Raw genomic sequence first — 14,266 nt, 5'->3', positions numbered from 1 at the left:
CAACTAAAGATAAATCAAACATACGTTAGACAAATGCTATCCGAAATACTTCGAGTGGACAAATTCTCCACAACTAATTCCGTCATTTCCTTTGTGGATACTAATGTTCCATCTTTAACTTGAAGGTCTGCGGTATGATAACCTTGCTCCAATGCCTCATTCACTGCCCGTTCAATCTCATTTGCCTCGGCATCAAGACCGAAGGAATTTCTCAGCATAAATGCCGCTGAAAGGATCATCCCTAATGGATTGGCAATTCCTTTTCCGGCGATATCTGGAGCAGAACCGTGAATCGGTTCATATAAGCCCACCCCATCTTCTCTTACACTTGCAGATGGCAGGAGACCTAATGATCCAGGAATCACTGAAGCCTCATCACTTAAAATATCACCAAACAGATTCTCCGTTACAATCGTATCGAAGTGTGCAGGATTCGTAATGAGTTTCATCGCTGCCGCGTCGACCAGCACATGCTCTACGGTGACCTCTGGATATTCATTTGACTTCATATCTACAATTTCTCGCCACATCCGGCTTGATTCGAGTACATTCGCTTTATCAACAGATGTAAGATGTTTTTGTCTAGTCATCGCAGTTTCAAAGGCCTTTTCAATAATTCTTTCCATTTCATAGCGCTCATAACTTAGAGTATCTACGACAGAGTTGCCGTTATTTCTTCTTTCACTGGGTTTACCGAAATATAATCCACCTGTCAGCTCACGAATTATTAGGATGTCACTGCCTGACACAATATCCTCTTTCAACGGAGATGCATGAGTAAGCGCAGGAATGATTTTGATTGGACGTAAATTAGCAAATAATCCAAGGCTTTTACGTATTTTTAATAGTCCCTGTTCAGGTCTATTATGCACCGGCTGATCATCCCATTTCGGTCCTCCCACAGCACCTAAAAGAATTGCGTCTGCATGTTCGGAGGCTTTCAACGTTTCCTCCGGGAGGGGTTCACCATACGCATCAATTGCTGCTCCGCCAATTGCATGCTCATGAAAAATAAAAGTGTGATCAAATTCTTCAGCAATCACCTGTAATACCTCTTTTGCACTCTCCATAATCTCTCTGCCGATGCCATCACCTGGAAGCAAAACAATCTGCTTTTTCATGTTCGGTCTCCCCTTCCTTAAATTTTATTGCACTCTCAATTTAGTCATTGAGTTACAGTTTCCTGCTTCTTCACTGTACTGTGTTTCGTTATATAACGGTTCACCGCATTTAAGAATGCATTAGCAGATGCCATCAACACATCCTGATGAGATCCTCTGCCGTTCATTACTTCTCCATTCACACTTAATTGCACATATGCCTCAGCGAGAGCATCTTTTCCTCCGCCTACCGAGTTTAGTTGATAATTGATCAAGTTCAGTTCTTCTTCTATTAAACTATCTATCGTTTTATATAGAGCTTCTACACTACCATTACCAGTCAAAGCCGCTTCCAATTCATCTTTTTCCGGAGTAATCAACCTGACCACTGCGGTTGGAGTATTTGCAGTCCCATAATAAACTTGGAAACTATTCAACTCGTATTTATCTACTTGTTTCGAATCAGTCTTGATTTCCATAATGATGGTATAAATATCATCATCAGTCACTTCTTTATTATGATCGGTCAATGCTTTAAATTTAGTGAATGCATCCTGTAGTTCTATCTCAGTCAGTTCAATGCCGATCTCCTGGACTTTTTCTTTAAATGCATGTCGTCCAGAATGCTTACCTAGAAACAGTGTATTCGCTTCTTGTACGCCGACCATTTCAGGTGTAATGATTTCATAGGTTTCCACATGTTTCAGTACACCGTCCTGATGAATTCCTGATTCATGGCTAAAGGCATTACGTCCGACGATCGCCTTATTCGCCTGCACATGCATACCTGTAAGTTTTGAAACAAGGTCACTCGTCCGCTTAATCTCATTCAATACGAGGTTTGTTTGGTAAGGGTAAAAGTCGGAACGGATTTTCAATGCTACCGCGATTTCCTCTAAAGAAGCATTACCGGCACGTTCACCAATACCGTTGATGGCGCCTTCTACCTGTGTTGCTCCATTTTCAACTGCAGCGATGGAATTGGCTACAGCCATTCCGAGGTCATCATGACAGTGGCAGGACAAAGTGACTTGATCAATATTAGGCACATTTTCTTTCATGAATTTAAACATGTTCCCATATTCCGCTGGTGTCGAATAACCAACAGTATCTGGAAGGTTGATTACCGTAGCCCCGGCATCAATTACTTTTTCGATGATTTCTGCAAGAAAGTTCAAATCGGAACGTGATGCGTCTTCTGCTGACCATTGGACCTCATCAAATCTCTCTTTTGCATATCGGACCATTTCTACAGACGTTGCAATCACTTCTTCAGGAGTCTTGCGTAATTTATATTCCATGTGAATTGGTGAAGTTGCCAAGAAGATATGGATTGCAGGCTTGGCTGCTCCTTTTAAGGCTTCCCAAGCTGTGTCGATATCCGATTTTACAGTACGTGCCAAAGCAATTACAGAAGTAGATTTGATTGTATCGGCGATAGCTTTCACTGCTTGGAAATCACCTTTGGAAGAAGCAGGGAATCCTGCTTCTATCCGGTCTACTCCTAAACGTTCCAGTTGTTTTGCTATCTCCAATTTTTCTTGTTGGTTAAGGTTGACCCCTGGTGATTGTTCACCATCTCTCAGGGTCGTATCGAAAATTTTAATTCTTGACATATTCCTTCACTTCCTTCTGTTTGTCTTGGATGGGCTGTTTCACAAATGGCATAAGGTCCCTAAGCTCTCTTCCTACCTGTTCAATTGGATGATTGTTCTCCGCTCGATTGATTGCATTAAATTGTGGACGTCCTGCCTGGTTTTCTAAGATCCACCCTTTAGCAAATGCACCCGTTTGAACATCTTTTAGGATTTCTTGCATTCTTTCTTTTGTTTCCTCATTGATCACTCGTGGACCTGATACGAAATCACCCCATTGTGCAGTATCGGAAATGGAATAACGCATGTTTTCCAGTCCACCTTCATAAAGCAAGTCAACGATAAGCTTCATTTCATGTAAACATTCAAAGTAGGCAACTTCTGGTTGGTAACCTGCTTCGGTAAGGGTTTCGAATCCTGCTTTAATCAAGCTTGTTACTCCACCACAAAGCACTGCTTGCTCACCGAATAAATCAGTCTCTGTTTCTTCCTGGAAAGTTGTTTCCAGAACTCCGGCACGTGCAGCTCCAATTGCTTGAGCATAAGCTAGGGCAACATCTTTCGCTTGGCCGGTTACGTCTTGGTAAACCCCGTATAACGCTGGGACACCAGCTCCTTCTTCATACGTTCTTCTAACTAAATGTCCAGGGCCTTTAGGAGCAACTAGGAATACATCAACATTCGCAGGAGGCACTACTTGTGAGTAATGGATATTGAATCCATGAGCAAATGCTAAAGCACTTCCCTCTTTTAAGTTTGGTTTAATACTTGCTTCATAGACTTTCGCTTGAGCTTCGTCCGGAAGTAAAATCATCACGACATCCGCTTGCTTAACAGCTTCATCCACTGGATATACAGTAAAACCATCTTCTTCCGCTTTCGCTTGTGATTTCCCAGCTCGTAAACCAATCACTACTTCGTACCCACTGTCTCGTAAATTTTGTGCATGTGCGTGACCTTGAGATCCATATCCTACAATTGCAATTTTTTTCCCTTCTAATACTGTGTTGTTGATATCCTTTTCATATAATACTTTTGCCATAATAAATCTCCCTCTCCTAATAAGTTTTTTATTTTATATAGTAAATGTGCTTACTTCCGCTAAATGTGGTTTGACTTGCTGACCTCTAAGTAATGCAGTCACTCCGGTTCTGGCAATTTCCTTAATGCCATATGGTTTGAGGAGTGTGATGAACGCATCCACTTTATCTGTTTTACCAGTTACTTGGATCGTCATTGTTTCTTTACTGACATCCACGACCGTCCCTCGAAACGGAGCAATGATCCCTTGTATTTCTGCTCTGACTTGGCTTCCTGCAGCTACTTTCACAAGTGCAAGTTCACGAGCAACAATTGATTTTTCTGTGATGTCAGATACTTTTACTACGTCAATTTGCTTGTGGAGCTGTTTAGTCAATTGCTCCAGTTTATTTTCATCCTCGACGTTTACAACAAATGTCATCTTCGCGAGCCCTTCTGCTTCCGACTCTCCTACCGTAATGCTCTCAATATTGAAGTGCCGTTTTGAAAACATTCCGGTAATTCTGTTTAAAACACCACCGCGATTTTGTACGGTACAGCTGATTATCCGTTTCACGGCTTCACCCCCACCATTTCATTGATGCCTTTACCAGGCGCCACCATCGGCATCACCTTTTCCTTCCAGTCGATCCGGAAATCGACAAGCACCGGTCCATCATAATCGAATACCTCTTCCAATACTGCCGGTACATCTTTTTCCTTATGGACGAGCACACTCTTAATACCATAACCTTCTGCCAGTTTTAAAAAGTCTGGATTTTGAGTGAATAATGAGCTGGAGTAACGCTCGCCATGGAACTCTTCTTGCCATTGTCTAACCATTCCTAGTGCTTCGTTATTAATGATAAATATTTTGATTGGTAGCTTCCGTTCTGAAATGACTGCCAATTCTTGAATTGTCATTTGAAATCCACCATCACCGACAATCGAAATGACTAAATCATCTGGTCTGCCAAGTTGAGCACCAATCGCAGCCGGAAGTCCGAATCCCATCGTTCCGAGTCCTCCTGATGTGACCCAGTTATGTGGGTTGTTAAATAGATAAAATTGAGCTGCCCACATCTGATGCTGTCCAACATCTGTTGTAATGATCGCTTTTCCATCAGATGCTTCATGCATCTGCTCGATGAGCCACTGTGGTGAAATGGTCTCATCATTTCGGTTGTACCAGTATGGATTATTTACTTTGCTAGCCATCAGCTTCGTCAACCATTCACTTATTTGCGGTTTTTTGACGTCCATTTCAAGCAAAGCTTGTAATGCCTTTTTAGCGTCTGCTACGATAGGTACTTCCGTTCGGATGATTTTTCCGATTTCTGCTGGATCAATATCGATATGGACTACTTTTGCTCCTGGAGCAAAGTTGGCCACCTTTCCAGTTAACCGGTCATCAAAACGTGCTCCGATATTGATGAGTAAGTCCGCCTCGTAGATTGCCATGTTCGCTGTATATGTCCCGTGCATGCCTCCCATCCCAAGAAACAACTCGTGTTCACCCGGAAAACTTCCTAACCCTAGTAACGTATTGACTACCGGCAATTCATGCCGTTCTGTAAACTGAAGCAGTAAATCCGCTCCGTCAGCTAACAATACACCTGCTCCAGCTAATAAGATTGGCCGTTCAGCTTCTTCCAAAAGATGGACCAGCTTCTGAAGTTGCATTACATTAGGTTCGACCGTTGGCTGATATCCTGGTAAATTGATCGTGTTATCCGTATTGGCAAATGTCATCTCCGCCGAGATATTTTTTGGAATATCGATTAGTACTGGTCCTGGTCTGCCTGTCGTCGCAATATAAAATGCTTCGTTTATGATACGTGGCAGTTCTCTTGCATCATGGACTTGATAATTATATTTCGTAATCGGTGTCGTTAATCCCATCACATCAGCTTCCTGGAAAGCATCTGTCCCGATTACACCTTGCGCCACTTGACCGGTGATAATCACGAGCGGCAAAGAATCCATCATTGCATCCGTAATACCTGTAATCAAGTTCGTTGCACCGGGACCCGAGGTGGCTAGCACGACTCCAGGCTTTCCAGTCACTCGTGCATAACCTTCCGCCGCATGGATTGAGCCCTGCTCATGGCGACAAAGGATGTGTTCAAAGGGAAAATCATGGCGGAACATCGCATCATAAATCGGTAATACAGCTCCACCAGGATATCCAAACACTTTCTCAACTTCGGCTTCCACCAACGCTTCAATGAGCAGATCAGCCCCCGTTACGAACTCCTTTCCAACTTCCGACCTTTGACTAGCTTTTACCGCCATTCGTATACCTCCCTCAATTTCCTAAAATAATTTGATTGAATACAAAAAAGACGCTTCCCACCCCACAACAATGCCTAACCGCAATGTCTACTGGGGCGAAAAGCGTCTACTTTTCACGGTACCACCCATATACACAGCATCCTCACGAATACTGCCTCATCAAGCTGCATCAGCTTGATTTGATAACAGGTACAATGGCTGCACCTGACCTAGCCTAATGAGTCTAAGAAAGACCGTTCAGCTAAGCACTCAGAGATGATGTCAGAACAATAGGTACTTCTGGGCTTCCAGCAACCCCAGATCTCTGTGAGTACCATTACCATGTTCCTTTATTCCCGTCATCGATTTGTGATATGAAATTTATAAGTTCGTCGGCTACGGGTAATGTTTTTTCTTAACCTGTCTAGCCAACTGTTTTTAACGTTTAATGATATTGCCGTTTATCATACAATGCTTTTTTCAAAAGGTCAACCGTTTTTCGCAAAGTTTTTTGATACTTTTGATAAGTCTATTAAATTGTTTGCGCTTACATCATTGTCGTTGTCACACTTTTTAGTTTAATAAATAAACTTAATTTTTTTCTGATTTTTTTATTTTCTGAGGGCTATCGTAGTACGTTTCGTTTGAAGCATTCTCATATTTTCCAAGAAATTGTCATCACTGTTAAACATATAGTATTTTAGGATTTTCACGTACCGGAGACATTTATTTTAAAACAAAAAAATAACCCAGGAATTCACCCTGGGTTATTTTCTATCTTTAGCGATTTAAGTAATCCGTGACAGCACCTTTTGATGCACTAGTCACATTATGTGCATATTTACCCAATACGCCTTTTTTATAAAGCGGTGGCGCTACCCACTCGCTGCGGCGTCTTTCTATTTCTTCTTCGGACACATCGAAAGAAAGTACCATTTCTTCCGTATCGACAGTCACCATATCTCCCTCTCGAAGCAAAGCAATCGGACCGCCAACTTGAGCTTCTGGCGCAATATGACCTACCACCAAGCCGTGAGTCCCGCCAGAAAAACGTCCATCCGTTAAGAGTGCTACTTTCTCTCCAAGCCCTTTACCTACTAGTATACTAGAAATGGATAACATTTCCGGCATTCCTGGACCACCTTTTGGACCGACATAACGAATGACAAGAACGTCCCCTTCTTTGATCTCGTCATTCATGACAGCTTTCGTTGCAGCTTCCTCTGTATCAAATACACGAGCTGGACCTGTATGGCGAGTAACTTTAACTCCAGATACTTTCGCAACTGATCCTTCAGGAGATAGGTTACCTTTCAGAACAATCAATGGTCCATCCTTTCGTTTTGGTTTATCAAGAGGCATGATTACCTGTTGCCCCTCCGCCAGATCAGGGACATCTTTTAAGTTTTCAGCCAATGTTTTCCCAGTGACTGTCAAACAATCACCATGCAAATAGCCGTTTTCTAGTAATAATTTCATAACAGCTGGAACTCCGCCAACTTTGTACAAATCTTGGAAAACGTATTTTCCACTAGGTTTCAAATCTGCTAAATGCGGTACTTCTTTCTGGATGCGTGCAAAATCATCAATCGTTAGATCAACTTCAATGGCATGCGCAATCGCAAGCAAATGAAGGATCGCGTTGGTAGAACCACCAAGTGCCATTACGACAACAATAGCATTTTCAAACGCTTCTTTTGTCATAATGTCTTTCGGGAAGATACGTTTCTCTATTAATTTATAGACTGCTTTACCTGCTTCTTTCGAGTCGATCCACTTATCTTTAGACTCAGCCGGATGAGATGAGCTTCCAGGTAAACTCATTCCAAGTGCTTCTACCGCGGATGCCATCGTATTTGCTGTATACATTCCGCCACAAGCACCTGCACCAGGACAGGCTGCACATTCAATATCCCTTAATTCGTCATCACTTATTTCACCTTTATTATTTTTTCCGACACCTTCAAATACAGAAACGAGATCAATATCTTTTCCGTTCAGATTCCCCGGAGAAATCGTTCCACCGTAAACAAAGACGGAAGGAATTTCGGCATTAGCTATTGCAATCATACAGCCAGGGATATTTTTATCACATCCACCAAATGCAACGAGCCCGTCCAAGTTCTCAGCACCAACTACGGTTTCAATCGAGTCGGCGATGATTTCCCGACTTGGCAGGGAGTAACGCATGCCTTGTGTACCCATGGAAATACCATCTGATACCGTGATGGTGTGGAAAAGAAACGGTACTGCTCCAGCCTCACGCACCCCTTCTCTTGCATTTTTTGCTAGAGATCCTAGATGGACGTTACATGGGGTGACATCACTTTCCGAATCGGCAACCCCAACCATTGGTTTTTTAAAATCTTCATCAGTAAGTCCTACTGCCCGGAGCATCGCCCGGTTTGGTGAGCGCATTTTACCATCAAATGCTTGACTCTTTATTCTTAGATCCTTTGTCATTTTTTCTCCACCCTTCATTTTCGAATCATTATAAGATTAATTTTCAAATATTTCAATGTATTATTTTGTTTTACGCTTTAGTAAACTCTCGAAATAAGTCGACAAATCAAGCATTTTGACGCACTGAAAATTTTTTCCTTCCAAAAGAAAAATCGTGTTGTCCTGAACGAACAACACGATTTATTATGAATTTATACGATCGAGTAAAGGCAAAAGGTCCATCAACTCATTTATTTCATATTCGGGCCTCACTTTTTCAGCTATAGCTCCTTTTCGATTAATCCAAACCGAAGTGATTCCTGTCCTCACTGCTCCTAGAATATCTGTATTTAGATTATCCCCTACCATCAGCACATCTTCTTTATCTTTTTCCACTAACTCTAAAACATGTTCAAAGATAGATGTATCTGGTTTCCCTCTACCAAATTCTCCAGAGATCACAATATGTTCAAAATATGGTGCGAGGGTTGGAGTAAGCTCAAGTTTTAAGTTTTGAAGTGCAGGAGAACCATTCGTCAATAAAACCATTTCATACTTGTCTTTTAACGCATCAAGTAATTGAATAGTATCCAGATAAAGTCTAGCAGTCTTTTTTCTCATCTCTGGAAAAGTTTCACCAAGCTCTTCTCCAAAGGCCGGATCATCAACCCCTAAATCTTCCAAACCCTTGGTCCATGAATCCTTACGGTATGTCGGCGCCAATTTTCGTAGTTCAGGGAACATCCCACCTTCATCTGGAAATTCTCCCCAAAGCCCTTCAAATGGATTGATGCCAATCATCTTTGTAAATTCATATGTAGGATAATCCGCATATATTATTCTCGCATTCGCTCTTACCCGCTCTTCCAGTTCCTGAGGATCTAGATTATATTTCTCCGCAGCAACATTACAAGTCTCTTCAAAAGCATCTTTTACACTCTTTTCATCCCAAAGCAATGTATCATCAAGATCAAAAATTATTGTCTTAATCACAACTTCTTCTCCCTTCGTATAGTTCCGATACTTTTACTCTAGCATAATATCGATTTAGGTTCACTTGGCAATATATTATAAGTGCTAAATGGTGAAATGTTATCGAATATCACTTCATCATCCTCACTAGCGCTATATATCAACGATTATTCAACTATTTTTAGAAAGATTCATCTATGCATGTAAAACTACTGAATAAACAATAAACTTAAAAAAATAGCCTCTTGCCAAATTTCAAAAAATATCTTATGATTAAGAGAACTTTTCAGGATAAGGAGATAGAGATATGGAAGAACAGTCAATACAAGTTGAGTTGAGCACAGCAAAGAAGGAAAAACCACAGACTGATCAATTAGAATTTGGCAGAACATTTACGGATCACATGTTTGTGATGGATTATTCTGTTACGGACGGGTGGCATAATGCTAAAATTCTACCATATCAGCCAATTTCGGTTGACCCTGCTGCAATGATTTTTCATTATGGACAATCGGTTTTTGAAGGATTAAAGGCATTCCGTACTCCATCTGGTGAGGTTCAGCTGTTTCGTCCTAGAAAAAACTTTGAAAGAATGAACAAATCAAATGAGCGCCTTGTAATTCCTCCAATTGATGAGGATTTTGTTTTACAAGCACTGAAAAAACTAATTGAAATTGATCAAGATTGGGTACCGGATACGGAAGGGACTTCACTTTACATTCGCCCATTTGTTTTTGCAACGGAGCCGTTTTTAGGCGTCGCCCCATCTCATCAATATAAATTTATGATCATCCTATCCCCGGTCGGATCTTACTATAAAGAAGGCATCAATCCGGTGAAAATCGCTGTGGAAGACACTTATGTGCGCGCGGTTAAAGGTGGAACAGGAGAGGCTAAAACTGGCGGTAACTATGCTTCAAGCCTTATCGCTCAAGAAGTGGTCTCCAAAAAAGGATATACTCAAGTGCTCTGGTTGGATGGAGTGGAGAAAAAATACATTGAAGAAGTTGGTAGTATGAACGTCTTCTTCAAGATTGATGGAGAAGTTGTAACTCCGAAATTGAATGGAAGTATTCTAGCGGGGGTAACTCGAGATTCGGTCATTCAATTGTTGAAACACTGGGACGTTCCAGTCGTCGAACGCAGAATAGGCATGCAGGAACTCGCAGATGCCCATGAGGCCGGATTACTTGAAGAAGCATTCGGTTCCGGAACAGCTGCAGTCATTTCACCAATTGGTGCGTTAGGATGGAATGGAAAAGAGTACACCATCAACGGTGGAAAAACGGGTGAAATTTCTAAGAGGATATACGATACGATCACGGGCATCCAATACGGAAAACTCGAAGATCCACTAAACTGGGTGGAGCCCATCACTAGTAAAGCAAAAGTTAATCAATAATCTAAAAAGTTAACTCTGATAATAAATCTCTAGCATTCATGCTAGAGATTTTTTTAATGTTATAACAATTTCTCTACTATTTACGTCATTCGTAGTGAATGGTAAAGTAGATACGGTAGAATATAACATTAAACTTCACACTTTGGAGGTCTTCCTAACGCCTTCACAACTTGTTAGTGAATCAAAATCAGTTTTTACGGTCTGCTTCCCTTCACACATATGCTGGAATATTACAGACCGTTAATGCGTAGGAAAGGAAAACTTGGATGCATACAAAAAATCAACTACTACAATATTACTACATCATCCTTGGTGCAACGATCGTTGGTTTAACGTACAATATGTTCCTGTTACCAGCAAAACTCGCAGCAGGCGGAATATCCGGCATCAGTACCTTGCTGTTTGAATTGTACCATGTCAGTCCAGCACTAGTTCAATTTGCAATTAATATACCGATTTTTCTTATTGGCTGGATAACAATGGGAAAAGATTTCAGCTGGAAAACATTGCTTGGAACATTTTGGGTGCCATTTATTATCTATCTGACCGAAGATATACCACTAACGGTCACTAATCCATTGCTTAGCGCTATTTACGGTGGGATTCTTCTCGGTGTAGGACTAGGAATAGTTTATAAAGGAAATGGATCCACTGGTGGAACGGCAGCAATCGCCCAAATCATGAAACGATTTACAAATATATCAAGTGGTTACGCCCAATTTATTGTGGATGGACTTGTTGTCATCACATCCATATTTGTATTCAGCTTGGAGCTCACATTATTCGCTTTAATGACCATCTTTATTTGTAGCAAGGCAATTGATTTTGTACAGTTGCGCACTTCCGCAACCAAATTGATTGTCATCATCACCAAGGAAGAAGAGAAAATTCAACAGATTATCCGTGATGAAATTGACCGAGGGTTGACGAAAGTCCGGTCCGTCGGAGGCTATTACAACCAAGATCAGACGATGCTTCTCTGCGTTACGGAGCAGCATGAGGCTGTAACATTAAAGAAAATCCTCCAAAAAGAAACTCCCGAAGCTTTTGTGATTTTCATCAATGCTTCAGAAATCCTTGGACGTGGATTCTCCATTGATAAATATTACGGACAAAAATTGTAAAACTGGTACTCTAATAAGAGGTACCAGTTTTTCTATTATTTAAGATGAAGTTTCATTGATTTTTGCGTCTTTTCCAATAACCTTACGAATTATATCAGCTTTCAACCTATGATTTGTAACTGACATTGTTTACAAAGTTCTCATAAGCAAAGCCTTTTACTGTTTCTTCTGAGTAATACTTTAGCAGCTCGTTAATTAAGTTTGGAAATTCCCCGGCATGGCTTAAATCGTCGACAAAATTATCAATGCCATCAAAGTCTGACCCGAAACCGATATGTTTCACTCCTCCTAAAGAACAAATATGGTCAATATGCTTAATTAAATCCGAGATAGTTGCCGTATTACTGTCTTCTTTAATAAATGGTGGGTTGAATACAAGGTGAAGAAAACCACCTCTCTCGATCAATGCCTTTATCGCTTCATCAGGCAAGTTTCTTGGATGATTGCAAATTGCACGGGCATTGGAATGACTAGCGAATGGATATTTTGCGACATCAAGAACATCCCAGAATGCTCTATCAGATAGATGGGAAACATCGGTTAAGATGCCATTCTCATTATTAAGAGCAACCACTTCCTTGCCTAAAGATGTCAGCCCCCCTCCTCTTGGTTCTCCTTGTCCATCTGCGCATAGATTGGCATTGTTCCAAGTAAGTCCGACAGAGAGTACACCCAGGCGGTAAAGGGTTTCCAGCTTCATTAAGTCATTGCCGATACAATCCGCCCCCTCTAAAGTAAGCACCGCCCCTATCTCACCGGGTTTAAGATTTTTAAATTCGGAAAAACTTCTAATATGCTTCATCTCAGGATTTTTCCCTAATATTTCAGTATAAAAAAGATCCACTTGTTCCAGGGCATGCTGCCATTGTTCTGTGGTAGGAACATCAGGCAAGATAAAAATCGCAAAAAATTGTACCTTAACGCCTCCTGCAATTAGGCGTTGTACGTTCGTTTCTAATTCAGGTGCATTACGGAATTCAAGCGGTCCATCAAATTCAATTTCCCTCTTTGCCATCTGCATTTTCCAAAGTGCGTCACAGTGCGTATCAATTATTTTCATAATCATCCCCCTATCCTCTTCCCCGAAAGAATAACACTATTTAAAATAATTAATCAACCCAGAAGAGTAATTCGACAAAAATCGATGGATATATCCAAATAATGAATAATTTGCTAAAATGAAAAAAAGGAGTGTGGATGACTTGCAGCAATATAACGAAAAAGACTTTAATCAGGCATTTGAAGAAGAGACTGCCCAAGTGAATGCTGAACTCGATAAAGAAATCTTATTTGCGATGATTGGTGATGTCAACACAGGAAAGTCATCAACCATCAATCAGCTAGTTGGTGATGAGGTTGCTCAAGTCGGCGCAAGACCGGGAGAAACAACGGGAATCGATCGTTATGTATACCGTGAGAAGATTGTTTTCGTCGATACACCTGGACTAGATGATATTCAAACCAAAAACTCGGAAGAAACGTTAAAATTTTTTAAGCAAGCCGATGTCGTTTTATTTTTCCTCAATGCTGCGGGGACAGTATTATCGGAGGGGGAATTGCGCTCCTTTGAATCCATTCGAAAAACGAATAAAGATATCATCTTCGTGTTGAATAAGATAGATGCGGCGGAAGATATTCCAGGACTTGTCAGTTATATCAAAGAACATACAGGTTCCCGGTTCAAGGTGGTGCCAATATCCTCTAGAACCGGAGAGAATATCGACAAATTACGAAATGAGATTTTGGATATCCTGAAAAAAAAGCATAAAGAAATCCAATTTGCAAGACTGATTAAGGAGAAATCATCGACCGCCAATAAGTGGATTATTGGTGCATCCGGGTCTGCAGCAGCAATCGGCGCAGTGCCTATTCCGGGTTCCGATTTTGTACCTTTGACCGGGATTCAGGTTGGATTAATGGTTAGACTTGCAGCACTTTATGAAAAACCACTATCTAAAGCAAAGGCGAAGGAATTGATATTAGCGACAATCACGGGAAATATCGGAAAAACACTATTTCGACAAGTCGTTAAATTCGTGCCAGGAGCAGGGTCTGTAGCTGGTGGAAGTATTGCGGGCGGGATGACGTTGGCCCTCGGATACGCTGTAAAACATGCATATGAAAATGATATTGAACTAGATGCTAAAACATTAAAATCACTATATGAATATTTTAAAGACAAAAAGCAAAAGAAAGAAGTCGGACAATCCTCAGATTGATCCGTTAATTGTTAAGACCTGCGGTGATATGTCAAGAGTAAAATAAATGATTATTGAGTTATCAAGGTTCAATTATCTTAAAAAAGGCAACACTAAACTAACCCAGTAATATTTACAG

At 41.0% G+C, this 14,266-nt stretch carries 11 protein-coding genes; 3 read left to right on the top strand and 8 right to left on the bottom strand.

The window, feature by feature from the left end:
- Positions 1 to 14: 14 nt before the first annotated feature.
- The 7 genes from leuB to ACFSBH_RS09990 form a co-directional block, all read right to left on the bottom strand.
- Complete coding sequence (gene leuB, locus ACFSBH_RS10020) at positions 15 to 1,121, bottom strand: 3-isopropylmalate dehydrogenase (protein ID WP_379597332.1); 1,107 nt, start codon at positions 1,119 to 1,121, stop codon at positions 15 to 17.
- Between the two features lie 44 nt (positions 1,122 to 1,165).
- A complete protein-coding gene (locus tag ACFSBH_RS10015) occupies positions 1,166 to 2,716 on the bottom strand; it encodes a 2-isopropylmalate synthase (RefSeq protein ID WP_251512242.1) in 1,551 nt (516 codons plus the stop codon).
- The gene (gene ilvC / locus ACFSBH_RS10010) at positions 2,703 to 3,737 is read right to left on the bottom strand and encodes a ketol-acid reductoisomerase (protein ID WP_251512243.1); all 1,035 of its coding nucleotides are present in this window, start codon (positions 3,735 to 3,737) and stop codon (positions 2,703 to 2,705) included. Before ilvC ends, ACFSBH_RS10015 begins: the two co-directional genes overlap by 14 nt.
- Positions 3,738 to 3,770: 33 nt before the next feature.
- A complete protein-coding gene (ilvN, locus tag ACFSBH_RS10005; protein ID WP_251512244.1) occupies positions 3,771 to 4,292 on the bottom strand; it encodes an acetolactate synthase small subunit in 522 nt (173 codons plus the stop codon).
- Positions 4,289 to 6,010, bottom strand: a complete 1,722-nt coding sequence (ilvB, locus tag ACFSBH_RS10000; protein ID WP_379597329.1) for a biosynthetic-type acetolactate synthase large subunit — start codon at positions 6,008 to 6,010, stop codon at positions 4,289 to 4,291. Before ilvB ends, ilvN begins: the two co-directional genes overlap by 4 nt.
- Before the next feature lie 759 nt (positions 6,011 to 6,769).
- Entirely contained in the window at positions 6,770 to 8,452 is a 1,683-nt protein-coding gene (gene ilvD, locus ACFSBH_RS09995; RefSeq protein WP_251512246.1) for a dihydroxy-acid dehydratase, read from the bottom strand.
- Between the two features lie 183 nt (positions 8,453 to 8,635).
- Positions 8,636 to 9,424: an HAD family hydrolase gene (locus tag ACFSBH_RS09990; protein ID WP_251512247.1), complete on the bottom strand. Its 789-nt coding sequence runs from the start codon at positions 9,422 to 9,424 to the stop codon at positions 8,636 to 8,638.
- Positions 9,425 to 9,710: 286 nt separating this feature from the next.
- Here ACFSBH_RS09990 and ACFSBH_RS09985 point away from each other — a divergent pair, with 286 nt between their 5' ends.
- Together ACFSBH_RS09985 and ACFSBH_RS09980 are read left to right on the top strand one after the other, a co-directional pair.
- A complete protein-coding gene (locus ACFSBH_RS09985; protein WP_251512248.1) occupies positions 9,711 to 10,805 on the top strand; it encodes a branched-chain amino acid aminotransferase in 1,095 nt (364 codons plus the stop codon).
- Positions 10,806 to 11,071: 266 nt separating this feature from the next.
- Positions 11,072 to 11,929, top strand: a complete 858-nt coding sequence (locus ACFSBH_RS09980) for a YitT family protein (protein ID WP_251512249.1) — start codon at positions 11,072 to 11,074, stop codon at positions 11,927 to 11,929.
- A gap of 106 nt (positions 11,930 to 12,035) precedes the next feature.
- Here ACFSBH_RS09980 and ACFSBH_RS09975 read toward each other — a convergent pair whose 3' ends face one another.
- The gene (locus ACFSBH_RS09975; RefSeq protein ID WP_251512250.1) at positions 12,036 to 12,989 is read right to left on the bottom strand and encodes a dipeptidase; all 954 of its coding nucleotides are present in this window, start codon (positions 12,987 to 12,989) and stop codon (positions 12,036 to 12,038) included.
- A 118-nt stretch (positions 12,990 to 13,107) separates the two neighbouring features.
- Here ACFSBH_RS09975 and ACFSBH_RS09970 point away from each other — a divergent pair, with 118 nt between their 5' ends.
- Positions 13,108 to 14,148 carry a GTPase gene (locus ACFSBH_RS09970; RefSeq protein WP_379597325.1) on the top strand — a complete coding sequence of 347 codons (1,041 nt, stop codon included), beginning with the start codon at positions 13,108 to 13,110 and terminating at the stop codon, positions 14,146 to 14,148.
- Positions 14,149 to 14,266 lie beyond the last annotated feature (118 nt).

The organism is Oceanobacillus luteolus (assembly GCF_042678205.1).
In the GTDB taxonomy this organism is placed as follows: domain Bacteria; phylum Bacillota; class Bacilli; order Bacillales; family Amphibacillaceae; genus Oceanobacillus; species Oceanobacillus luteolus.
Note: the sequence above shows the minus strand (reverse complement) of the source record. Positions and strands in the feature narration are given on the sequence as shown.

Excerpts from the sequence above, each read along its gene's own strand:
- leuB (WP_379597332.1), bottom strand. The coding sequence starts at position 1,121 with ATGAAAAAGCAGATTGTTTTGCTTCCAGGTGATGGCATCGGCAGAGAG.
- ACFSBH_RS10015 (WP_251512242.1), bottom strand. The coding sequence starts at position 2,716 with ATGTCAAGAATTAAAATTTTCGATACGACCCTGAGAGATGGTGAACAA.
- ilvC (WP_251512243.1), bottom strand. The coding sequence starts at position 3,737 with ATGGCAAAAGTATTATATGAAAAGGATATCAACAACACAGTATTAGAA.
- ilvB (WP_379597329.1), bottom strand. The coding sequence starts at position 6,010 with ATGGCGGTAAAAGCTAGTCAAAGGTCGGAAGTTGGAAAGGAGTTCGTA.
- ilvD (WP_251512246.1), bottom strand. The coding sequence starts at position 8,452 with ATGACAAAGGATCTAAGAATAAAGAGTCAAGCATTTGATGGTAAAATG.
- ACFSBH_RS09985 (WP_251512248.1), top strand. The coding sequence starts at position 9,711 with ATGGAAGAACAGTCAATACAAGTTGAGTTGAGCACAGCAAAGAAGGAA.
- ACFSBH_RS09980 (WP_251512249.1), top strand. The coding sequence starts at position 11,072 with ATGCATACAAAAAATCAACTACTACAATATTACTACATCATCCTTGGT.
- ACFSBH_RS09975 (WP_251512250.1), bottom strand. The coding sequence starts at position 12,989 with ATGAAAATAATTGATACGCACTGTGACGCACTTTGGAAAATGCAGATG.
- ACFSBH_RS09970 (WP_379597325.1), top strand. The coding sequence starts at position 13,108 with ATGAAAAAAAGGAGTGTGGATGACTTGCAGCAATATAACGAAAAAGAC.